The organism is Natronosporangium hydrolyticum (genome assembly GCF_016925615.1).
In the GTDB taxonomy this organism is placed as follows: Bacteria; Actinomycetota; Actinomycetes; order Mycobacteriales; family Micromonosporaceae; genus Natronosporangium; species Natronosporangium hydrolyticum.
The window spans coordinates 2,874,927-2,896,998 of record NZ_CP070499.1; the positions used below are offsets into that span (position 1 = coordinate 2,874,927).

A 22,072-nucleotide genomic window follows, 5' to 3' on the forward strand; every position below is an offset into this window, starting at 1 on the left:
CGCTTACGCGGGGCGGGCGAGCACGCCGGCCGGCAGCTGCTCGTCGGTGAAGACGATGCAGGGCCCGTCTCCGGCCAGCGCGAGGTGGGCGGCGTGGGCGGCGCCGGGTCGTCCGGTCTCGGCGATCAACTCGCCCAGCGCTGCCATCTCCCGCGGGTCGTCGCCCACCGGCTCAAGCACCACCCCGGGGCTGGTGGCGAGCCAGTCGAGCAGATGATGGGTCTCGGCGGGGGTCTGCTGGTAGGCCTCGGCCAGGCAGAGCGCCGGCACCGTGAGCTGGAAGTCGGGTTCGTCGAGCAGGACCAGCAGCCCGGCGCGTACCCGGTTCGAGGTGCCGTTGGCGTGTCCTACCAGCGCTGGCGTATCGAAGATCCAGTAGTATCTCACGCCGCCTCCTCACCCACGAGCTTGCGGAACTCCCGCAGATCTGCGTCGGTCACCTCGGGATGGCCGGCGGCTTGGCAGGTCGCGAGGTAGTCCAGGATCGCCTCTCGCCGGACCTGGTGCCGGACCACGTCCACCAGGTAGTCGGTGACCTGTTCTACCTCGCCGGCCTGCATCCGGGTGACCAGGTCGGCCGGCAGCGACATGGTGAAATCTCGGTCAGCCATGGCCCGGTCGTACCCGGTGCCGCGGTCCGCCACACCTGCCCCGAACCGGGCATCCTCCCGGAGCTCTCGCAACTGGCCCGGGCGCTCCGCCTGGGCGAGGGTGCTCGCGGGTGAGAGGGTTGCCCAGGGCCGCTACCCTTCCGGGTGACTCATACCCTGCTGGGAGGCGGATGTGGCAACGGGCGGAAGGTCCGCTTCTGGTCCCTGGCTGGGTTGGAGCGGCGGCGCGTGCATCGTCACGGGGCTGGGGTGCGGTGGTTCCGCTGCGGCAGCCGGCAACCTCTCGGTGCCCCTGGGGGTCGGCCTCGGGGTGTTGACCCTGCTGGCCTTGATGCTCGGCTCGGCGGTTCTGGATTCCTCGAAGGGCCAGGACCAGGACCAGGACCAGGACCAGGACAGCGACCGCGGCGCAGGCCGAAGCCGGCGGCGGTGGGCGATCGCGGTGGCGGCGATCGCCGCACCGGTCAGTGGCTACGTCGGCTGGCAGGTGTCGAGTGAGGTCGCTGCCGGCCTGCCTGGGCGTGGGCTGCCTCTTCTGGCATTCGGGCTGGCCCTGGTGGCGCTCGGCGGCGTCCTGGTCGCGCTGGTACCGAGCTCGGAGGGCCTGCCGGTGCGGCCGGGCGCGCGGCCGGGGCCGTCGATTCGGCCGGTGGCTGCCGCCATATTGGCTGGTGCGCTCTTCAGCGCGGCGCACGGGGTCGCCACGATGGTAGAAGAGGCGCCCGTGGACAGCGCCATCGCAGCGCCGGTCGGGTGGCCCGAGCCGCCTGCGGCGCCCGAGGCGGTGCGGTGGGAGACCGATGTGCCCGGCGGCCGGATAGGCCGGCCGGAGGATGTCGTGGCGGCCGGTCCTGGGATGGCGGTGCGGCTCGAAGACGGTGTGGTGGCGCTCGACGGCCAGTCCGGGGAGCCGCGATGGCATCACCGCCGGGTCGGCGCGCGGGCGGTGGCGCTCGGCGGGAGCCCGAGCGGCGAGTGGGTGACGGTGCTGCTGCGCTCCAGTGACCAGCAGGAGCGGCAGCAGATCGTGAGCTTGTCCGGAGATACGGGTGAGGTCGGGTTCTCGGCTCCGGCCGAGGACCTGGGCTTCGGTGCGCTGGGGCGGAGCGATCAGTGGCTCGACCGGCGCCTGACCGACCGGGTGCTGCTGACCGCCGACCAGCGCGGAGAATGGCTCGCCGGGGTCGACCTGGCGGACGGCCACCGTCGCTGGCAATGGCAGTTGCCGCCGGAGTGCAGACTCTCCACCAACGAATCGTGGGTGGCGTTCGCGTTGGCGGAGACGGTGCTCGTGGGCATGATCTGCGAACTGCCCGAGTCGGATTCCGAGTCATCGACGGTCGCGGCCGAGGTGGTGATGCTGGCGCTCGATGACCAGACCGGAACCCCTCGATGGCGGCTGTCCCGGACCTTCGAAGGGCACCGCAGCGGCGTTTCGGGCAGCGTTTCCGGCAGCGCCGGGCTGTGGCCGGGCCACGACGCCTCGGCTGTACGCCTGTCCTGGCGCGCCAGCGGCGATGTTCGTGGTCAGCTGCTGGTCGACGTGGGGACCGGTGAGGTCCTGCTCGGCGACGACGGTGGGTTGCCGCCCAGGCTGGGGTCGTTCGACTCGACCGCGCTGGTGACCCTGGACGGGTGGGGGGAGTGTGAGTTCACCCGGCACCCACTCGACCCGGCGCAGCCCACGTCGGTGGTGGATGCCTGCGATCTGATGAGCACCAGCGACGCGGTCTGGTTCGACGACGCGATGGGCCTGGCCTTCACCGGTTATCGCGAGCGACCGCACGAGCTGGTGATCACCTCCTGGGCGGCGCCCGATCGGCGCACCGCAATCGAGTGGGAGTCACGATCCGACGACGGCAGCCTGTACGTGATCCGTCTGCCCACCGTCACCGTGGCGGTCGTGATGTGGTCGGGCAGGCTGGCCGGGCTCCAGTGACGGGCGTGACGCGGTGATGCCGGGAGTCGGGTGGTAGGAGACAATCGTGCCGTGACCCACGTACTCGACGACCTGCAATGGCGCGGCCTGGTCGCGCTCGCCAGTGACCTCGACGCGCTCCGGGCGGAGCTGTCCCGTGGCCCCGTGACCTACTACGGTGGCTTCGATCCGACCGCCCCCAGCCTGCACGTGGGCAACCTGGTGTTGATCCTGACCCTGCGGCGGCTGCAGCTGGCGGGCCACCGGCCGCTGGCGCTGGTCGGCGGGGCCACCGGGCTGATCGGGGACCCGAGCGGCAAGAGCGCCGAGCGCATCCTCAACTCCACCGAGCAGGTCGGTGAGTGGGTGGAGCGGATCCGCGCGCAGATCGCCCCGTTCCTCGACTTCTCCGGTTCGTACGCTGCCCGGATGGTGAACAACCTGGACTGGACGGCGGGGCTCACCGCGATCGAGTTCCTGCGGGAGATCGGCAAGCACTTCCGAGTAAACAAAATGATCGCCAAGGACGCGGTGAGTGCCCGGCTGCGTTCCGAGGACGGGATCAGCTACACCGAGTTCTCGTACCAGATCCTGCAGGGCATGGACTTTCTGGAGCTGCTCAAGCGGTACGAGTGCCGGTTGCAGGCCGGCGGTAGTGACCAATGGGGCAATCTCACCGCCGGCTCGGACCTGATCCGGCGGGTCACCGGTGACTCGGTGCACCTGCTCGCGACCCCGCTGGTCACCGACGCCCAAGGGCGCAAGCTGGGCAAGTCCAGTGGCGGCGGCGGGTTGTGGCTGGACCCCGAGCTGACCAGCCCGTACGCGTTCTATCAGTACTTCATCAACGTTGAGGATGCTCAGGTCGGCAGCCTGCTACGGATCTACACCTTCCTGGAGCGGGCGGAGATCGAGGAGCTGGAGAAGGAGACCGCGCAGCGGCCGGCGGCCCGCGCGGCGCAGCGTCGCTTGGCCGAGGAGGTGACCCGGCTAGTCCACGGGGAGCGTGAAACCCGGCAGGTGGTCGCGGCCAGCCAGGCGTTGTTCGGTCGAGGTGAGCTCGATGAGCTAGCGGTCGACACGTTGCGGGCGGCGCTGGTGGAGGCGGGCCTGGTGCAGGTGCCGGCGGGGTCGGACGGGCTGCTACCCAGCGCGGCAGAGTTGCTGGTCGCTACCGGCCTTGCAGGGAGCCGGAACCAGGCGCGCCGCACCGTCGCCGAGGGCGGCGCGTACCTCAACAACCAGCGCATCAGTGACGCCGACGCCCCGGTTTCGACCAGCGAGCTCCGGCACGGGCGGTTCCTCGTGTTGCGGAGGGGGAGGCGGGTGGTCGCCGGTGTGGAGGGGTTGCTAAGCTAATAACCGTTCCGGTCACGGGGCGCCCCGCAAGGGGCGTGCTAGACTAGAACAGGTCTCGCTGAGCGGTGCGCCCGCTCCGGTCCCCCCGGAGTTTGACGGCGCGAAACTGATCAGGTAACGTAGACCGAGCCGCCTACAGATCGGGCCCGGAAATCGGGTTTGAAAAGTGGTGTGTGTTTGTTTCTTGATATCTCGACAGGATGCTTTTGGTGGTCCGCGCCGGACTGTATTTGTCTGGTGGGGATCATGGTGTGTGATTTCTGCCAGGATTTTTTGTTGGAGAGTTTGATCCTGGCTCAGGACGAACGCTGGCGGCGTGCTTAACACATGCAAGTCGTGCGGAAAGGCCCTTTCGGGGGTGCTCGAGCGGCGAACGGGTGAGTAACACGTGAGTGACCTGCCCTCTACTTTGGGATAACCCTCGGAAACGGGGGCTAATACCGGATATGACCTTCCGCTGCATGGTGGGAGGTGGAAAGGCTTCGGCCGGTAGGGGATGGGCTCGCGGCCTATCAGCTTGTTGGTGGGGTGATGGCCTACCAAGGCGGTGACGGGTAGCCGGCCTGAGAGGGCGACCGGCCACACTGGGACTGAGACACGGCCCAGACTCCTACGGGAGGCAGCAGTGGGGAATATTGCGCAATGGGCGAAAGCCTGACGCAGCGACGCCGCGTGGGGGATGACGGCCTTCGGGTTGTAAACCTCTTTCGGCTCTGACGAAGCCTTTCGGGGTGACGGTAGGAGCAGAAGAAGCGCCGGCCAACTACGTGCCAGCAGCCGCGGTAAGACGTAGGGCGCAAGCGTTGTCCGGATTTATTGGGCGTAAAGAGCTCGTAGGCGGCTTGTTGCGTCGATCGTGAAATTCTGCAGCTCAACTGTGGGTTGGCGGTCGATACGGGCAGGCTTGAGTTCGGTAGGGGAGACTGGAATTCCTGGTGTAGCGGTGAAATGCGCAGATATCAGGAGGAACACCGGTGGCGAAGGCGGGTCTCTGGGCCGATACTGACGCTGAGGAGCGAAAGCATGGGGAGCGAACAGGATTAGATACCCTGGTAGTCCATGCTGTAAACGTTGGGCGCTAGGTGTGGGGACCCTTCCCGGGTTTCTGTGCCGTAGCTAACGCATTAAGCGCCCCGCCTGGGGAGTACGGCCGCAAGGCTAAAACTCAAAGGAATTGACGGGGGCCCGCACAAGCGGCGGAGCATGCGGATTAATTCGATGCAACGCGAAGAACCTTACCTGGGTTTGACATGCCGGGAAATCCTCCAGAGATGGGGGGTGCCTTCGGGCGTCCGGTGCAGGTGGTGCATGGCTGTCGTCAGCTCGTGTCGTGAGATGTTGGGTTAAGTCCCGCAACGAGCGCAACCCTTGTCCTATGTTGCCAGCACGTAATGGTGGGGACTCATGGGAGACTGCCGGGGTCAACTCGGAGGAAGGTGGGGACGACGTCAAGTCATCATGCCCCTTATGTCCAGGGCTTCACGCATGCTACAATGGCCGGTACAGAGGGCTGCGATACCGTGAGGTGGAGCGAATCTCTTAAAGCCGGTCTCAGTTCGGATCGGGGTCTGCAACTCGACCCCGTGAAGTCGGAGTCGCTAGTAATCGCAGATCAGCAACGCTGCGGTGAATACGTTCCCGGGCCTTGTACACACCGCCCGTCACGTCATGAAAGTCGGCAACACCCGAAGCCGGTGGCCTAACCCCTTGTGGGGGGGAGCCGTCGAAGGTGGGGCTGGCGATTGGGACGAAGTCGTAACAAGGTAGCCGTACCGGAAGGTGCGGCTGGATCACCTCCTTTCTAGGGAGACACTCTGTGCGCTGCTGTTGTGGTGGTGCGAGTGTGTGGTGCGGTCTGCTGGGGCATCCTGTCGGGTTGTGAGGGAACAAGCTCACGGTTGTGTGGGGTTTGTTTTCTTGGCTGGCGCTGCTGATGGTTCTGCCGGTTGGTGGGGTTGTTGGTGGTGTGTGGCTGGTGTGTTGAGATTTGTATAGTGGATGCGAGCATCTTTTAAGTGTTTTTGTGGTCAAGTGTCTAAGGGCTGACGGTGGATGCCTTGGCACCAGGAGCCGATGAAGGACGTGGGAGGCCGCGATAGGCCTGGGGGAGTTGTCAACCGAGCTGTGATCCCAGGGTGTCCGAATGGGGTAACCCGGCACCAGTTGTGTGGTGTCACCTGCATCTGAATTCATAGGGTGTAGGAGGGTACGCGGGGAAGTGAAACATCTTAGTACCCGTAGGAAGAGAAAACAATAGTGATTCCGTGAGTAGTGGCGAGCGAAAGCGGAGGATGCCTAAACCGGTTGCGTGTGATACCTGTCAGGGGTTGCGTGGTCGGGGTTGTGGGGCGTGTGCGTCGTCTGGGCTGACACCTGGGCGGGGTTTGTTCTGATGGTTAGCCGAATCTGTTGGGAAGCAGGACCGTAGACGGTGATAGTCCGGTAGGTGAAAGCTGTCAGGATGCCTTGTGCGTGTTCCCGAGTAGCGGTGGGCTCCGAGAACCTGCCGTGAATCTGCCAGGACCATCTGGTAAGGCTGAATACTTCCTGGTGACCGATAGTGCACGAGTACCGTGAGGGAAAGGTGAAAAGTACCCCGGGAGGGGAGTGAAATAGTACCTGAAACCGTCTGCCTACAATCCGTCAGAGCTGTGTTGCTGCCTTGTGTGGTGGTGTGGTGATGGCGTGCCTTTTGAAGAATGAGCCTGCGAGTCAGTGGTGCGTGGCGAGGTTAACCCGGGTGGGGTAGCCGTAGCGAAAGCGAGTCTGAATAGGGCGTTGAGTCGCGTGTTCTGGACCCGAAGCGGAGTGATCTAGCCATGGGCAGGCTGAAGCGCCGGTAAGACGGTGTGGAGGGCCGAACCCACCAGCGTTGAAAAGCTGGGGGATGACCTGTGGTTAGGGGTGAAAGGCCAATCAAACTTCGTGATAGCTGGTTCTCCCCGAAATGCATTTAGGTGCAGCGTCGTGTGTTTCTTGCCGGAGGTAGAGCACTGGATGGCCTAGGGGCCTTACCGGGTTACCGAAGTCAGCTAAACTCCGAATGCCGGTAAGTGAAGCGCGGCAGTGAGACTGTGGGGGATAAGCTTCATAGTCGAGAGGGAAACAGCCCAGATCGCCAGCTAAGGCCCCTAAGTGTGTGCTGAGTGGAAAAGGATGTGGAGTCGCGGAGACAACCAGGAGGTTGGCTTAGAAGCAGCCATCCTTGAAAGAGTGCGTAATAGCTCACTGGTCAAGTGGTTCTGCGCCGATAATGTAGCGGGGCTAAGTACACCGCCGAAGCTGTGGCATCTGCACGTGTGCTTCGCCTGCCATGTTGTGTGGTGGGTGCAGGTGTGTGGATGGGTAGGGGAGCGTCGCGTCGCCGGAGAAGCGGCCCTGTGAGGGAGTCGTGGAGGCGGCGGGAGTGAGAATGCAGGCATGAGTAGCGAATGCAGGGTGAGAATCCCTGCCGCCGGATGACCAAGGGTTCCAGGGTCAAGCTCGTCTGCCCTGGGTGAGTCGGGACCTAAGGCGAGGCCGAGAGGCGTAGTCGATGGACAACGGGTTGATATTCCCGTACCCGCGTGTAGGCGTCCAACGATGAATCCGTTTGTGCTAACCATCCGAGTCTTCTGTTGCTGCCTTCGGGTGGTGATGGTTGGTTTGCGTGGGAACCTGGATGGTAGTAGTCGAGTGATGGGGTGACGCAGGAAGGTAGCTGAGCCCGGCCGGTGGTTGTGCCGGGGCAAGCGTGTGGCCCGCACCATAGGTAAATCCGTGGTGCATGTGGGTGAGGCGTGATGCGGAGCCGATTCAGGTGAAGTCAGTGATCCTATGCTGCCGAGAAAAGCCTCTAGCGAGTCTGCCGCGGCCCGTACCCTAAACCGACACAGGTGGTCAGGTAGAGAATACCGAGGCGAGCGGGTTAACTGTGGTTAAGGAACTCGGCAAATTGCCCCCGTAACTTCGGGAGAAGGGGGGCCACTTCTGGTGATGACCCTGGCGGTTTGAGCTGGGGGTGGCCGCAGAGACCAGGGGGAAGCGACTGTTTACTAAAAACACAGGTCCATGCGAAGTCGTAAGACGCGGTATATGGACTGACGCCTGCCCGGTGCTGGAACGTTAAGGGGAGCTGTTAGCCTTTCGGGGTGAAGCGGTGAACTGAAGCGCCAGTAAACGGCGGTGGTAACTATAACCATCCTAAGGTAGCGAAATTCCTTGTCGGGTAAGTTCCGACCTGCACGAATGGCGTAACGACTTCCCCACTGTCTCAACCACAGGCCCGGCGAAATTGCATTACGAGTAAAGATGCTCGTTACGCGCGGCAGGACGGAAAGACCCCGGGACCTTTACTGCAGCTTGACATTGGTGCTTGGAGTGGTTTGTGTAGGATAGGTGGGAGCCTGTGAAGCTTTGACGCTAGTTGAGGTGGAGGCATTGTTGAAATACCACTCTGGCTTCTCTGGGCATCTAACTTCGGGCCCTGGATCGGGTTCAGGGACAGTGTCTGGTGGGTAGTTTAACTGGGGCGGTTGCCTCCCAAAATGTAACGGAGGCGCCCAAAGGTTCCCTCAGCCTGGTCGGCAACCAGGTGTTGAGTGTAAGTGCATAAGGGAGCTTGACTGTGAGACTGACGGGTCGAGCAGGAGCGAAAGCTGGGACTAGTGACCCGGCACCGGCGTATGGAAGCGGTGTCGCTCAACGGATAAAAGGTACCCCGGGGATAACAGGCTGATCTTCCCCAAGAGTCCATATCGACGGGATGGTTTGGCACCTCGATGTCGGCTCGTCGCATCCTGGGGCCGTAGCAGGTCCCAAGGGTTGGGCTGTTCGCCCATTAAAGCGGCACGCGAGCTGGGTTTAGAACGTCGTGAGACAGTTCGGTCCCTATCCGCCGCGCGCGTTGGAGACTTGCGAAGGGCTGTCCCTAGTACGAGAGGACCGGGACGGACGAACCTCTGGTGTGCCAGTTGTCCTGCCAGGGGCATGGCTGGTTGGCTACGTTCGGGAGGGATAACCGCTGAAAGCATCTAAGCGGGAAGCCTGCTTCTAGACGAGGTCTCCCACCCACGTGATGGGGTAAGGCCCCCGACAGATTATCGGGTTGATAGGCCAGACGCGTAAGCGCAGTAATGTGTTGAACGGACTGGTACTAATAGGCCGAGGGCTTGACCATATACTTTTCGCTTGTTGATGTTTGCATCCACTATACGATTCTGAGCACACCGGTTTTGGTGTGGATAGGTGTTACGGCGGTCATAGCGGCAGGGAAACGCCCGGTTACATTCCGAACCCGGTAGCTAAGCCTGCCAGCGCCGATGGTACTGCACTGGCGACGGTGTGGGAGAGTAGGACGCCGCCGGACTTAACGTTGGTGGGGGAGGTACCCGGTTTCCGGGTACCTCCCCCACTTCTTGTGTCCCAGGCCCTGGGTGGCCGGTCCGGCAGTCTGCGGCGACCCGGCACCAGGCTGGGCTTCTTCGTGCTGACAGGATGTAGTGGTGAATCAACCAGAACCGGACCGGCGTGACCGGCGCGACCAGGCCCCGCGCGATGACAGTCGCGGCGGCTACCGCGGCGATCGGCGCGGCCGCAGCGACGGCTACGAGCGTGGTGGCCAGCGGGGTGGCGAGCGCCGCGACGCTCACGACGACCGGGGACGGCGGCGCTACGACGACGGTCGCGCATCGGATGGCCGGGGCAGCCAGGACCGCCCCAGGCGCCAGTCCGACCGGTCCGGGTCGCCCCAGGACCGGCATCCGCGCTCCGACCAGCGAGGTGGCGGCCCAAAGGAACGCCGGGGCGACGCTCCTCGCCGCGACGACGACCGGGATCGGACCAACCGGGGCTGGTCCGGGCGTGGCCCATCCGACCGAAGCCGGTCGGATCGTGGGTCGACGGAGCGCGGCTCATTCGAGCGGGACCGCCCCGGTCGCGACGGCGGTCGGCCCGACCGTGACCGCAGCAGTCGCGACCGCGGTGATCATGATCGCAGCAATCATGATCGCAGCAATCGTGACCGCACGAGTTGGGACCGCGGTCGACCTGATCGTGACCGGGGCGATCGTGACCGGGGCGATCGAGGGCGGAGCGATCGGGACCGCGGTGATCGTGGCAACCGCTACCAAAGCAACCGCGACCAAAGTAGCCGTGACCGCAGCAGTCGCGACCGTGGCGACCGGGGTCGGCAGGACGAACGCTGGCCCGGCAGAGACCGCGGAACGCAGGACCGCGGTTCGTCCCCGCAGCGCGGTGGTCAGCGCCCGTACCGGGCCGGTGACTCGGCTCCGCGACAGGGCGACCGTCCCTACCGCCGGGACCAGCCGGCGCGGGGTGACCGCCGGAGCGAAGGCCGGGACCGGGGGCCCCGGCGGGATGATCGTGGTGCCGGCGGGTACCGCGGTGATCGACGGGACCACTCGAGTACCGAGAAGTACGGGCGTGATCAGCGTGACCGCCGGGACGATCGGCGGGAGCAGAGCTCGAACCGGCCCGTTGCGGAGCGTCGGGCCGATTCTGGCCGGCAGGAGCCGAGTGCGTTGCCGGCTGTGACCGCGCCGGCCTTGCCTGACGAGATCCATGCGAGCGACCTGGACCGAGAGGTCCGGGCGGAGCTCCGTTCCTTGCCGGGGCCGGTGGCCGATCGGGTGGCTAGGCACCTGGTCGCGGCCGGTGAACTGGTGGATGAGGCGCCTGAGCAGGCGTTCGGCCATGCTATGGCGGCCCGGCGGGTAGCCCCGCGGATCGCGGCGGTGCGCGAAGCGGTCGGGTTGACCGCGTACCAGGCCGGAGAGTGGCAGCACGCACTGGCGGATCTCCGCACGTATCACCGGATGTCGGGGAGGCAGACGCACCTGGCGGTGCTCGCCGACTGTGAGCGCGCCCTCGGTCGGCCGGAGCGGGCCATCGACCTTTACCGGGACGGGCAACGTGCCGAGCTCGACCCCGCCGCCGCGATCGAACTGCTGATCGTCGCCGCGGGTGCGCGCGCCGACCTGGGACAGCAGGAGGCGTCCCTGCGGATGCTCGAGGTGCCGGAGCTGACGGCCGCCGTAGCCGGCCCCGGGCAAGCTCGGCTCCGCTACGCCTACGCCGACGCGCTGTTGGCGGTCGGCCGGTCGGACGAGGCCAGAGACTGGTTCGCCCGGGCGGCTGAGGTCGACGACGAGGCCGAGACCGACGCGGCCGAACGCATGCTGGAGCTGGACGGCGTCATCCTTGACGAGGCTGCCAGCGACGAGGCTGCCAGCGACGAGGCTGCCAGCGACGAGGGCGACGCGGTCGGCGATGCAGCTGCCACCGGCGAATCCGATGCGGCCGGCGACCTTGCGGATGGCGCCGAGGATTCGGACGTCGCGGGTCTCGTGGCCGACGTTCCCGAGGTCGACGCCGCCGAGGAGGCCGCGGCTCCGCCCATCACCGCGGAACTGTCGGCGGATCCGGCGGTCTCGGGCGAGTCGGCGGTGCCGGACGACGCGGTCGCAGCCGACAAGGTCGCGGCCGACAAGGTCGCAGCCGACGAGCCCGTAGCTGGCGAGGTTGCGGCTGACCCGGCGAGGCTGATCTCCGAGCCTTTGTCGCCAGAGCCCTCGCCGCCGCCGGCGGTGTTCCGCCCGGCGTCGGCCAACCCGGTCTTTACCGAGCCGGTAGCGCCGCCGCAGCCCCCAGCCGCGCCGGCGCAATCGGCTCCGCAACGGCTGTTGGACGCGTACGATCTGGTGATTCTGGATCTTGATGGGGTGGTGATCGTCGGGGAGCAGGCGCTCCCGGCTGCTGCCGCCGCGGTCGCCACCGTGCGCCAGGAGGGGACACCAGTGGTCTTCGCCACAAACAACGCCTCCCGAAGCGCGTCGGCGGTGGCGGAGTTGCTGACTAAGGTCGGCGTCCCGGCCGAACCGTCCGAGGTGATCACCTCAGCGATGGTGGCGGCCGATGCCCTGGCCGATTCCGTGCCGGCCGGCGCCGCAGTCTTGGTGCTGGGATCGGATGCGCTAGCGAGCGAGGTGCGGCGGGTCGGTCTTCGTCCCGTGTCGAGCGCGGAAGACCAGCCGGCGGCGGTGATCCAGGGCTACGACCCGAGCGTCGGGTGGGAGCGGCTGGCGGAGGCCAGCGTCGCCATCCGGGCCGGGGCGAGGTGGGTGGTCACCAACTCCGACGCGACGCTACCGAGCCCGCGGGGGCCGTTGCCTGGCAATGGTTCGCTGGTCGCCGCATTGCGTACCGCGCTGGAGCGGGAACCGGACATGGTGGTCGGGAAGCCGCAACCGGCGTTGTTCGCCGCTGCCGCCCGGCAGCGATCGGCCTCGGCGCCGTTGGTGGTGGGTGACCGGTTGGATACCGACATCGCGGGTGCATACCGGGCTGGAATGGACAGTCTGTTGGTGTTGACCGGGATCGCCAGTCGCGCGGACGCGCTGGCGGCACCGGCGGAGCAGCGTCCCCATTACCTCGGCGACGATCTGGGAGCGTTGACCCGTCCGGGCGTGCAGTTGGCTCGGGACTAGCGGAGGTTGCGCAGCTTGAGCAGGTCGAGTGGCTTGGCGCGGATCCGGAGTCGGCGGGTTGCCAGGGCGTGCAACCAGTCGAGTTCGCCGTCGACGAGGGCGATCAGGTCGTCGCTGGCGGCCGAGATGCTGACCTGGGCAGCCGGGTCATCGCCTTCGACCACGTCGCGAAGTTCGCCGTCGATCAGCCGCCCGCGGAAGGCGGTGTCCAGGTCGGTGATGCGGCAGACCACGGTGCGATCTACATTGACCTTGGCCCGGACCTTGGCGGCGTTCTCAGTCAGGTCGGCCGTCAACCGGGTCAGCGCTGCCCGGCACTCCGCTAGGGTCGCCACGCCATGCACCGTACCGTACGAGAAGTATCCGACAACCGGGTAACTTGGACCCGTGGCCGAGCTGGCCGTGACTGCAGGGGGTGGCGAGAATGCAAGATGCGTGGCGGGCGTACCTCGAGCTGGCGTTGGGGCTGACTGAGGCGTCCCGGCGAAAGGCCGAGAAGGTCGCGCGGGATCTGCTGGATAAGGGCGGTTCGACTGCGTCGCAGGCACAGTCGATGGTCGAGGACCTGCTCGCCACCAGCCGGGCCAACCGGGAAGAGTTGACCAAGTTGGTGCGCTTCGAGGTGGAGCGGACGATGGGCAAGTTGGGGTTGGCGACAGCTGAAGAGGTTGGTCAGTTGGCGGCCCGGGTGCAGGAGTTGGAGCGGCGGCTCGCGGAGACGACGCCGCAGCCGTTGGTGCCGGCCCAGTCCCCGCCGGCCCAGACCCCGGCGGCCACGCCTACCGCTGCCGCTCCGGCGAAGAAGACCACCAAGAAGGCGGTTAAGAAGGCGACCAAGCAGACGCCGGAGAAGCCCGCGGTCGCCAAGAAGGCCACGAAGAAGGCCACGAAGAATACCACGCCGCCCTCGGCGGGGGCGGCTGGGGCATGACCGACCAGGAGTACGCCGCGGCGGCCTTCGTCGGGACCGTCGGCGACTCGGTCGCTGAGCAGACTACGGTGACCGGGCAGGTCGCGATCGATGCGGCGCTGCGCACGCTCGCGTCGGTGAGCGCGGCAGACCCGGCCGATCAGCTACCGGCGTTTCAGGCCACTCACCGCACCCTGCGGGAGACGCTCGCCTCGATCGACGAGGAAGGCTGAGCCGAGCGACCCGATGGCACGTCGGAGCCGACTCGACAGTGAACTGGTACGCCGTGGGTTGGCGCCCTCGCGGGCGCAGGCGGCGGCGCTGGTAGCGGCGGGCCGGGTCCGGGTCCGGGGCATGGTGGCGAGTAAGCCGGCCACGATGGTCGACGTGGCCGACCCGGTCCTGGTGGCCGCAGACTCGGCGGCCGGCGACTATGTCTCTCGCGGTGGGCACAAGCTCGCCGGTGCGTTGGCGGAGTTCGTCCCGGCGGGGTTGGTGGTCCAGGGCCGGCGGGCTCTCGACGCCGGCGCCTCCACCGGTGGCTTCACCGAGGTGTTGCTGGCGGCGGGGGCCGCCCAGGTGGTGGCGGTGGATGTGGGCTATGGCCAGCTGGCGTGGTCGCTGCGCAACGATCCGCGGGTGCGGGTCCAGGAGCGGACGAATGTGCGTAGTCTGTCTCCGGAACTTATCGATGGCTTGGTGAGTCTCGTTGTTGCGGACCTGTCGTTCATCTCGTTGCGGCTGGTGTTGCCGGCGCTGGCTGGTTGCACCGAGGCGTCTGGAGATCTGGTGCTGATGGTGAAGCCTCAGTTCGAGGTGGGCAAGGGGCGGGTCGGCCCCGGTGGGGTCGTGCGTGACCCACAGCTGCACGCGGCGGCGGTGACGGCGGTTGCGCAGGCGGCGGTTGAGCAGGGGCTTGGCGTGGCCGGGGTATGCCGGAGCCCGTTGCCGGGCCCGGCGGGTAACCGCGAGTTCTTCCTGTGGCTGCGTCGGGGTGCGCCCGAGTTGTCGGCGGAGCGGTTGGCGGCGGTGGTGGCAGGGGGGCGGATCGAGTGACCCGGACGGCGTTGTTGGTGACGCACACCGGCCGGGTCCGCAGCACCGCCCATGCCCGGACGGTAGCGGGCGATCTGCGGCAGGCCGGGTTCGAGGTGCGGGTGCTCGCGGAGGAGGAGGCGCCGCTTGAGTTGGCCGGGCTGACCGCGGTCTCCGGTCCGGACGCGGTCTCGGGCGCCGAGATCGTGCTCGCGTTGGGGGGTGACGGAACCTTGCTGCGGGCGGCGGAGCTGGCGCGTCCGGCCGGGGTGCCGTTGCTCGGGATCAACCTCGGCAAGGTCGGGTTTCTCGCCGAAGCCGAGGAGGCCGATCTGGAGAAGGTGGTCTCGGTGGTCGCGGATCGGGCGTACACCGTTGAGGAACGGCTCACCTTGGATGTGACGGCGGATCTCGATGGCCGGTTGCTGGCGGACTCCTGGGCGCTCAACGAAGTCAGCGTGGAGAAGAACTCGCGCGCCATGCTTGAGTTGTTGGTCGATGTGGACGGCCGGCCACTGTCCCGGTACGGGTGCGACGGTGTGTTGTGCGCCACTCCGACCGGCTCCACCGCGTATGCGTTCTCGGCCGGGGGGCCGGTGGTCTGGCCGGAGCTGGCGGCGATGTTGTTGGTGCCAGTGAGCGCGCACACGCTGTTCAGCCGGCCGTTGGTGATCGCGCCGACCTCGACGATCATGATCACTGTGGAGCCGTACGCCGCGGGTGCGGTTCTCTGTTGTGACGGACGCCGCACTTTTCCGCTGCCGCCGGGTTCACGGGTGACCGTGGGCCGGGGCGCACAGCCGGTCCGGGTGGTCCGGCTACCTCCGTACCAACCCTTTACTGATCGGCTGGTCGCGAAGTTCGCGCTGCCGGTGGCGGGCTGGCGGCACAATCACGACTGGAGCGGTCCGGCCGCCGGGACGACGGTGTGACGAGTGGGCGGCGACGGTGAACGGGCGTAGCGCGCTGGCGGCTAAGCCGCCGAGAGATTAGTGTCAACTGCTGTGCTGGAGGAGCTTCGGATTACCGGCCTCGGCGTCATCGAGGACACCACGCTGTCACTGACCGGAGGCATGAACGTGCTGACCGGGGAGACCGGTGCCGGCAAGACCATGGTGGTGACCGGTCTGGGGCTGTTGTTCGGTGGCCGGGCCGACGCGGCGAGGGTCCGGACCGATCCCGGTCGGGCGGTCGTGGAGGGCCGGCTGCGGCTAGCCGGGTCGGCGGCCGACGTGGTGGGCCGGCGGGTGGCCGACGCCGGGGCGGAGTCGGACAGCGACGGCAGTCTGCTGTTGAGCCGGACGGTGACCACCGAGGGTCGCTCCCGCGCCCACGTGGGTGGCCGGACTGTGCCGGTTTCAGTGCTGGCGGACGTGGGCGGCGAGGTGGTGGCGGTCCACGGCCAGTCGGATCAGCTCCGGCTGCTGCGCCCGGCCGAGCAGCGGGCGGCGTTGGACCGGTTCGCCGGTGCCGAGCACGAGAAGCTGCTCGACGGCTACCGCGAAGCGTATGCGAGTTGGCGGCGGGCCAGTGACGAGCTGGCGCAGCGGCGCGACAACGCCAGCCAACGCCACCAGGAGGCGGAGCTGCTGCGGCTGGGGCTGGACGAGATCAGCCGGGTGGATCCGCAGCCGGGTGAGGAGGATGCCCTCCGTGATGAGGCCCGCCGGCTGGAGCATGCTGAAGGGCTCCGTTCCGCGGCCGAGGCGGCACACCAGGCGGTGGCCGGCGGCGGTGAGGACGCCTCCGTGGCCGACGCCAGTGGGCTGTTAGCCAACGCGGCCCGGCTACTCGAGGGGCAGGCCGGGGTGGATGCCCGGTTGGCGGAGCTGGCGGGCCGGCTCACCGAGGCCGCGACCCAGGTGGGGGATGTGGCTGCGGAGCTCTCCGGCTACCTGGCCGCCCTCGACGCGGATCCGGATCGGCTGACCACCATCTACGAGCGGCGGGCGGCGCTGCGGTCCTTGACCCGGAAGTACGCCGAGGACACGGACGGGGTGATCGCCTGGGCGGAGCGGGCGCAGGCCCGGCTGGCCGAGCTGGACCCGGACGATGCCGCCCTCGCGGAGCTCGCCGCCGAGGCGGAGCGGTTGGCGGCGGATGCGGGGACCCTGGCGGGCCGGGTGACCGCCTCCCGGCAGGAGGCGGCCGGCCGGTTCGCCGATCAGGTCAGTGAGGAGCTGGCCGGGTTGGCGATGCCGCATGCCCGGATCGAGGTGGTGGTGAGCCCGCGGCCGGCCGGTCGGGCGGAGTCCGACCTGTCCGTGGCTGGCGTGGAGTTGGGCGCGGCGCCGGACGGGGTGGACGAGGTCGAGCTGCGGTTGTTGGCCCACCCGGGGGCGCCGGCGTTGCCGCTGCAGAAGGGCGCGTCGGGTGGTGAGCTGTCCCGGGTAATGCTCGCCATCGAGGTGGTCTTCGCCGGTGCGGGTGGCCCGGAGACGTTGGTCTTCGACGAGGTCGACGCGGGTGTAGGAGGACGCGCCGCGGTAGAGATCGGCCGGCGGTTGGCGCGGCTGGCCCGGCAGCACCAGGTGCTGGTGGTGACCCATCTGCCGCAGGTGGCAGCCTTCGCCGACCAGCATCTGGTGGTGGCGAAGGACTCCGGCGGCGCAGTCACCACCAGCGGGGTCCGGGTGGTGGAGCACACGGATCGGACCCGGGAGCTGGCCCGGATGCTGGCGGGCCTACCGGATTCGGATCTCGGCATCGCGCACGCCGAAGAGTTGCTGGCGGTGGCCAGCCGGACGAAGCACGGTTGAGCCGATGACCACGCCCCCCGCTGAGCCCTCCGACCCGGAGCAGATCGTGCCTGAGCGCGAGTCGCCGGAGCTCGAGCCGCCCGAGTGCGAGACAAAGACACCTTCGCGTAGCTGGAGTGGTGTCGGGACAATCATCCGGGCCCGTGCCAGGATGGTGATGATGCGTCTTCCCACGTTACGCCGTACGCGGGCCGCCGAACCGGGGGTGGCGCTCGGCACCGTCCGGCTAGATCGGCGTACCAAACGACTGGTGGGTCGACTGCAGCCGGGCGACTTCGCCGTCATCGACCACGTCGATCTCGATCGGGTGGCGGCGGACTCACTGGTGGCGGCAGGGGTGGGCGCGGTACTCAACGCGAAACCGTCGATCTCCGGCCGGTATCCGAACCTGGGCCCCGAGGTGCTCGTCGCGGCCGGCGTGCCACTCCTCGACGACCTCGGCGAAGGCCTGTTCCAGCAGCTGCGGGAAGGGGACCGGGTCCGGCTCGACGGCGGCGCGGTCTACCTTGACGAAGAGCTGGTTGCCCAGGGGGTGCGGCAGGACGAGCAGCTGGTGGCCGCCGCCATGGCCGATGCCCGGGAGGGCCTGTCGGTCCAGTTGGAGGCCTTCGCCGCCAACACCATGGAGTATCTGCGCCAGGAGCGGGACCTGCTGCTCGACGGCGTCGGCGTGCCCGACATCGAAACCTCGATCAACGGTCGACACTGCCTGATCGTGGTGCGCGGCTACGACTATCAGGCCGACCTTGACGTGCTTCGGCCGTACATCCGCGAGTTCAAGCCGGTGCTGATCGGAGTGGACGGCGGCGCCGACGCCCTGGTGGAGGCCGGCTACACCCCGGACCTGATCGTCGGGGACATGGATTCGGTCACCGACGAAGTGCTGCGCTGCGGGGCCGAGCTGGTGGTCCACGCGTACCCGGACGGGCGGGCACCCGGTCTGGCGCGGGTCCACGACCTCGGCTTGCCGGCCCATCTCTTCCCCGCCGCGGCGACCAGCGAAGACATCGCGATGCTGCTCGCTGATGAGAAGGGCGCCACCCTGCTGGTGGCGGTCGGCACCCATGTGACGTTGGTCGAGTTCCTGGACAAGGGCCGCGGCGGGATGGCCTCGACGATCCTCACCCGACTGAAGATCGGCGGCAAGCTGGTCGACGCCAAAGGTGTCAGCCGGCTCTACCGGCAGGGCATTCCCGGTTCCTCGCTGCTGCTGTTGTTGTTGGCCGCGATGGCCGCGATGGCCGCGGCGGTGGCGGTCTCCACCGCGGGCAAGGCCTTTCTCGGTGTGGTGGCCGAGTGGTGGGACAATCTGGTGTTCCAGCTGCAGCGGCTGTTCTAGTCGCTTGCCGGGCTGGTCACGACGCGACAAGGGGCGTTCACTGTGATCAATTTTCGCTATCACGTGGTGTCACTGACCGCCGTCTTCCTGGCGTTGGCGGTCGGTCTGGTGTTGGGGAGCACGGTGCTCAACGGCCCGATGCTCGATGCGCTGGAGAACCGGGTCAACACCCTGGGCCGGGACAACAGTCAGCTGCGGGAGCAGGTGAGCTTCCTCGAAGAAGAGGTCGACCGGGAGCACGAGTTCGCCGCCGAGGCGGCGCCGATGCTGCTGACGGAGACGCTCACCGGGCGGGACGTCACCCTGGTGGTGCTGCCCCACGGCGAAGACTACGTCGATGGGGTCGCCGGCATGCTGGAGTTGGCGGGTGCGGAGTTGACCGGCCAGCTCACGTTGACCGAGAAGTTCACCCACCCGCAGCACCGGCTGGGGGAGCTGCTTGATCTGGCCCACCGCGCGGTGCCGGACGGGGTGGACGCCGACTCGCTGCCGGCGAACAGCGATGGAGTGGAGACCTCGGCGGCGCTGCTGGCGGCTGTGCTGCTCGCCGCGGACGGCGGCGCCGAGCTGGGTGATCCGGAGGCGCTCGGGCCCGATGCCGACGCCGAGGACGTTGATGAGTCCGCGCTCGGGGTGAGTGACGACGACCGCAGCGGGGTGTTGTCGGCCTACGCCGCGCAGGACTATCTGGTGCAGGACGAGCCAGTGAGCCGCGCCGCGGAGCTGGTGGTGGTGGTCGCCGGGTTGCCGGACTCGGACACCGACGCCGACGAACGCAACGAGGCGTCGCTGATGACGGTCCGGCAGTTCGCCGAGGGCGGCCGGGTGCTGGTGGCTGGCAGCGGCGTCGCTGGCGACGGCAACCTGGTCACCGGCGTCCGCGGCGATCCGGAGTTGACCGAGCTGGTCACCACCGTCGACAACGCCTCGACCCCGCAGGGGCAGGTGGCGGCCGGCCTCGCCGCAGCCGCCCGGCTCGGCGGTGAGGTCGGCCACTACGGCCGCGGCGACGGGGCGGAGCAGCTACTGCCGGACCCGGTGACCCGGTGAGCTGGTCGGTCGCCGGCCGGGCGGCGCTGGCCGTCGCGGGGGCCGCCGTGGCCACCGGGGTGGTGACGGGGCTGCGCCGGCTCACCGAGCGTACCGGCGAGCCAGCCGCCCGCTGGGCCCGCGAGAACTACCGCGGTCGTACCGTGAACCTAGTCGGCGGCCCAGCGGTGGCGACGGCGGCGGTGCTCGCTGCGGCGGCGGGCGCTCGGCAGCCACGGCAGGTGGCGGTGGTGCTCACCGCGGGGGTCACCGCCGGTGCGGTGGGTCTCTACGACGACCTGGTCGGTGGCCGTCCAGGCCAGCAGGCGAAGGGGTTCCGCGGGCATCTCGGGGCGCTGCGGCAGGGACGACTCACCAGCGGCATGGTCAAGCTCGGCGGGGTCGGAGCGGCGGGCTTGGTAGCAGCGGCCCTCCTGCCGGTGCGGTCGCCCGGTGCGCGACCGATTTCCCGGCCACAGGCGGCGCTGAGCGTCGCGCTGGGAGCCGGCGTGGTGGCCGGAGCCGCGAATCTGCTCAACCTGTTGGATCTGCGTCCGGGGCGGGCGCTGAAGGTGGCGGTGGTGGTCGGAGCTCCGCTCGCCGTCAGCGGGCAGGGCGGCTGGCTGGCCGCCGGGCCGGTCGGCGTGGCGGCGGCCGCGCTCCCTGCCGATCTGCGGGAACGGATCATGCTCGGCGACTGCGGGGCCAACACGCTGGGTGCGCTGCTCGGTGCGGCCTACGTCGCGCGCGCCGGGCTCGCCGGTCGGGCGAGCGCGCTGGTGCTGCTCGCCGGCTTGACCGCGGCGAGTGAGCAGGTCAGCTTCACCCGGGTGATCGCCACCACGCCGGTGCTGCGGCAGCTTGACGAGTGGGGCCGCGGCGACGGCGATCCGCCGCCGGCGGTCGCGCCGGGCAACTGATTCGGTGGTCGGTCTGCCCACGCCGGGCGTTACCAGGATCGCTGGCGCCGCAGCCCTGATCGCGGTGCTGACGGTGCTGGCGCGGCTCGCCGGATTCGGCCGCACGCTGGTTTTTGCCTGGGCGGTGGGCGACAACGATCTGGGCGACATCTACTTCGCCGCCAATCTGATCCCGAACATCATCTTCGAGATCGTCGCCGGTGGCGCCCTCGCCAGCCTGGTGGTGCCGCTACTGGCCGGGTCGATCGCCGCCGGTGACCGCGCCGCGGTGGCCCGGACCACGGCGGCGCTGCTGACCTGGGCGATGACGTTGCTGATCCCGCTCGCGGTCGTCATGGCGGTGGCGGCGCACCCGATCATCGCGCTGCTCACCCCGGACGCCGCCGATCCGGAGCAGGTCGCCGCCGGCGCCCGGATGTTGCAGATTTTCGCGCCGCAGCTGCCGCTGTATGGGATCGGGATCGTGTTGACCGGGGTGCTGCAGGCCCACCGCCGGTTCGCCTGGCCGGTGCTCGCCCCGCTGCTGTCCAGCCTGACGGTGGCGGCGGCGTACTTCGGGTTCACCCTGGTGGATGGGCGCGGCACCCCGGTTGCCGAGCTCTCCACCGCGGGCCTGCTGGTGCTGGCGGTCGGTACCACCGTCGGCGTGGTCGTCCTGGCCGGGGTGCTGGTGCCACCGGTGCTCCGCCTACGAGTCTGGGCCCGGCCCACCTGGCGCTTCGACCCGGCTGCGCGGCGCCGCGTGGCCGGTCTGGCCGGGGCCGGCGCGATCACCGTCGCCGCCCAGCATCTGGCGCTGCTGGTGGTGCTCTGGCAGGGATTGGCGGGCCCGGAGGGCACCCCCGTGCTGTTCATGTTCGCGCAGACGATCTTCCTACTGCCGTGGGCGGTGCTGGCGGTGCCGTTGGCCACGGCCGCCTACCCCGGTCTCGCCGAGACCGCTGCCACTGGTGCCCACTCCCCGTACAGCGAGCTGCTCGCCCGGACCACGCGGGGGGTGCTGCTGCTGTCGTGGCTGGGCGCCGCGGCCCTGGCGGCGGCGGCGGTGCCGGTGGCGGCGCTGCTCGCGGCCCTGATGCCGGCGGCCGGACCGGAGTCGGTGGCCCGGCTGGCTGCCGGGATCGCGGGGTTCGCCCCGGCGCTGGTCGGCTACGGACTGTTCGCGCTGCTCTCGCGCGCCCTTTATGCCCGGGGCGAGACCCGTGCGGTGGCGTCGGCGGCGATCTTCGGCTGGGCGACGGTGGCGGTGGCCGCCATCGTGCTCTCAGCGTTGCTGCCGGACGCTTCCCGGGTGGTGGCGCTGACCGTGGCGAACACGGTGGGGATGACGGTGCTCGGGGCGGCGCTGCTGGTAGCGGTGGCCTGGCGGGCGGGCCGGTCCGCGCTGGCGGGGGTGGCGCGGGCGGCGACGGCCGGTGGGGTGGGTGCGGTGCTCGCGGCGGCGGCCGGCTGGGGGGTGGCCCGCTGGCTCACTCCGGTGACCGACCCCCCGACGGCGGGGGTGGCTGTCGGTTCCGGCATGCTGGCCGCGGGTGTGGTGGTGGCGGTGTACGCGGCGGTGGTGTGGGCCGCAGATCGGCGTGACCTGCGTCCGCTCGTGGCCACAATGGTCCGACGGTTCCGTCGCCCGGCGGTTGACGCATCGGGCGGCGGCGGTGCCTGAGCGTCGGCGCCGGGTGCGGGTCGGCGACACTATGTCCGGACGG

At 68.5% G+C, this 22,072-nt stretch carries 16 protein-coding genes, 3 rRNA genes and 1 pseudogene; 16 read left to right on the top strand and 4 right to left on the bottom strand.

Going from position 1 to position 22,072, the window contains the following annotated elements; genetic code table 11:
* Positions 1–3: 3 nt before the first annotated feature.
* Positions 4–387, bottom strand: a complete 384-nt coding sequence (locus tag JQS43_RS12725; RefSeq protein WP_239674614.1) for a hypothetical protein — start codon at positions 385–387, stop codon at positions 4–6.
* Complete coding sequence (locus tag JQS43_RS12730; protein WP_239674615.1) at positions 384–611, bottom strand: hypothetical protein; 228 nt, start codon at positions 609–611, stop codon at positions 384–386. The genes JQS43_RS12725 and JQS43_RS12730 overlap by 4 nt, the downstream gene beginning before the upstream one ends.
* 286 nt (positions 612–897) lie before the next feature.
* Between JQS43_RS12730 and JQS43_RS12735 the strand changes: the two genes are divergently transcribed.
* The 5 genes from JQS43_RS12735 to rrf all read left to right on the top strand — a co-directional run bounded on the left by JQS43_RS12735 (position 898) and on the right by rrf (position 9,235).
* Positions 898–2,550, top strand: a complete 1,653-nt coding sequence (locus JQS43_RS12735; protein ID WP_239674616.1) for a hypothetical protein — start codon at positions 898–900, stop codon at positions 2,548–2,550.
* Between the two features lie 51 nt (positions 2,551–2,601).
* On the top strand, positions 2,602–3,888 hold the full coding sequence (gene tyrS, locus JQS43_RS12740; protein WP_239674617.1) for a tyrosine--tRNA ligase: 1,287 nt from the start codon (positions 2,602–2,604) through the stop codon (positions 3,886–3,888).
* 273 nt (positions 3,889–4,161) lie between these two features.
* Positions 4,162–5,689, top strand: a 16S ribosomal RNA gene (locus tag JQS43_RS12745).
* 224 nt (positions 5,690–5,913) lie between these two features.
* A 23S ribosomal RNA gene (locus tag JQS43_RS12750) occupies positions 5,914–9,046 on the top strand.
* A 72-nt stretch (positions 9,047–9,118) separates the two neighbouring features.
* Positions 9,119–9,235: ribosomal RNA gene (gene rrf, locus JQS43_RS12755) — 5S ribosomal RNA — on the top strand.
* Together the 16S, 23S and 5S rRNA genes form the textbook arrangement of a ribosomal RNA operon.
* 544 nt (positions 9,236–9,779) lie before the next feature.
* Here rrf and JQS43_RS12760 read toward each other — a convergent pair.
* A complete protein-coding gene (locus JQS43_RS12760) occupies positions 9,780–10,289 on the bottom strand; it encodes a hypothetical protein (protein ID WP_239674618.1) in 510 nt (169 codons plus the stop codon).
* Between the two features lie 228 nt (positions 10,290–10,517).
* Between JQS43_RS12760 and JQS43_RS12765 the strand changes: the two are divergent.
* Together JQS43_RS12765 and JQS43_RS12770 are read left to right on the top strand one after the other, a co-directional pair.
* Positions 10,518–11,231 (top strand): annotated as a pseudogene (locus JQS43_RS12765) (Replicase polyprotein 1ab); the annotation flags it as partial.
* Positions 11,232–11,588: 357 nt separating this feature from the next.
* Positions 11,589–12,374: an HAD-IIA family hydrolase gene (locus JQS43_RS12770; protein ID WP_420847699.1), complete on the top strand. Its 786-nt coding sequence runs from the start codon at positions 11,589–11,591 to the stop codon at positions 12,372–12,374.
* Here JQS43_RS12770 and JQS43_RS12775 read toward each other — a convergent pair.
* Positions 12,371–12,709: an SCP2 sterol-binding domain-containing protein gene (locus tag JQS43_RS12775; RefSeq protein WP_239674619.1), complete on the bottom strand. Its 339-nt coding sequence runs from the start codon at positions 12,707–12,709 to the stop codon at positions 12,371–12,373. The genes JQS43_RS12770 and JQS43_RS12775 overlap by 4 nt on opposite strands.
* Before the next feature lie 89 nt (positions 12,710–12,798).
* On the opposite strand from JQS43_RS12775, the gene JQS43_RS12780 reads away from it, so the two are divergent.
* The 9 genes from JQS43_RS12780 (at position 12,799) to murJ (ending at position 22,029) form a co-directional block, all read left to right on the top strand.
* Entirely contained in the window at positions 12,799–13,305 is a 507-nt protein-coding gene (locus tag JQS43_RS12780; RefSeq protein WP_239674620.1) for a phasin family protein, read from the top strand.
* On the top strand, positions 13,302–13,517 hold the full coding sequence (locus JQS43_RS12785) for a hypothetical protein (protein WP_239674621.1): 216 nt from the start codon (positions 13,302–13,304) through the stop codon (positions 13,515–13,517). Before JQS43_RS12780 ends, JQS43_RS12785 begins: the two co-directional genes overlap by 4 nt.
* A 13-nt stretch (positions 13,518–13,530) precedes the next feature.
* The gene (locus JQS43_RS12790; RefSeq protein ID WP_239674622.1) at positions 13,531–14,340 is read left to right on the top strand and encodes a TlyA family RNA methyltransferase; all 810 of its coding nucleotides are present in this window, start codon (positions 13,531–13,533) and stop codon (positions 14,338–14,340) included.
* A complete protein-coding gene (locus JQS43_RS12795) occupies positions 14,337–15,251 on the top strand; it encodes an NAD kinase (RefSeq protein WP_239674623.1) in 915 nt (304 codons plus the stop codon). The genes JQS43_RS12790 and JQS43_RS12795 overlap by 4 nt, the downstream gene beginning before the upstream one ends.
* A 72-nt stretch (positions 15,252–15,323) precedes the next feature.
* Positions 15,324–17,078 carry a DNA repair protein RecN gene (gene recN, locus JQS43_RS12800; protein WP_239674624.1) on the top strand — a complete coding sequence of 585 codons (1,755 nt, stop codon included), beginning with the start codon at positions 15,324–15,326 and terminating at the stop codon, positions 17,076–17,078.
* A 160-nt stretch (positions 17,079–17,238) separates the two neighbouring features.
* A complete protein-coding gene (gene steA / locus JQS43_RS12805) occupies positions 17,239–18,417 on the top strand; it encodes a putative cytokinetic ring protein SteA (RefSeq protein WP_239679414.1) in 1,179 nt (392 codons plus the stop codon).
* 42 nt (positions 18,418–18,459) lie between these two features.
* Entirely contained in the window at positions 18,460–19,467 is a 1,008-nt protein-coding gene (locus JQS43_RS12810) for a copper transporter (protein ID WP_275580883.1), read from the top strand.
* The gene (locus JQS43_RS12815; RefSeq protein WP_420847582.1) at positions 19,464–20,366 is read left to right on the top strand and encodes a hypothetical protein; all 903 of its coding nucleotides are present in this window, start codon (positions 19,464–19,466) and stop codon (positions 20,364–20,366) included. The genes JQS43_RS12810 and JQS43_RS12815 overlap by 4 nt, the downstream gene beginning before the upstream one ends.
* Before the next feature lie 4 nt (positions 20,367–20,370).
* Complete coding sequence (murJ, locus tag JQS43_RS12820; RefSeq protein WP_420847700.1) at positions 20,371–22,029, top strand: murein biosynthesis integral membrane protein MurJ; 1,659 nt, start codon at positions 20,371–20,373, stop codon at positions 22,027–22,029.
* Positions 22,030–22,072: the final 43 nt, after the last annotated feature.

Coding starts and splice junctions, on each gene's coding strand:
- JQS43_RS12780 (WP_239674620.1), top strand. CDS start 12,799: ATGCAAGATGCGTGGCGGGCGTACCTCGAGCTGGCGTTGGGGCTGACT.
- JQS43_RS12790 (WP_239674622.1), top strand. CDS start 13,531: ATGGCACGTCGGAGCCGACTCGACAGTGAACTGGTACGCCGTGGGTTG.
- steA (WP_239679414.1), top strand. CDS start 17,239: ATGCGTCTTCCCACGTTACGCCGTACGCGGGCCGCCGAACCGGGGGTG.
- JQS43_RS12730 (WP_239674615.1), bottom strand. CDS start 611: ATGGCTGACCGAGATTTCACCATGTCGCTGCCGGCCGACCTGGTCACC.
- JQS43_RS12785 (WP_239674621.1), top strand. CDS start 13,302: ATGACCGACCAGGAGTACGCCGCGGCGGCCTTCGTCGGGACCGTCGGC.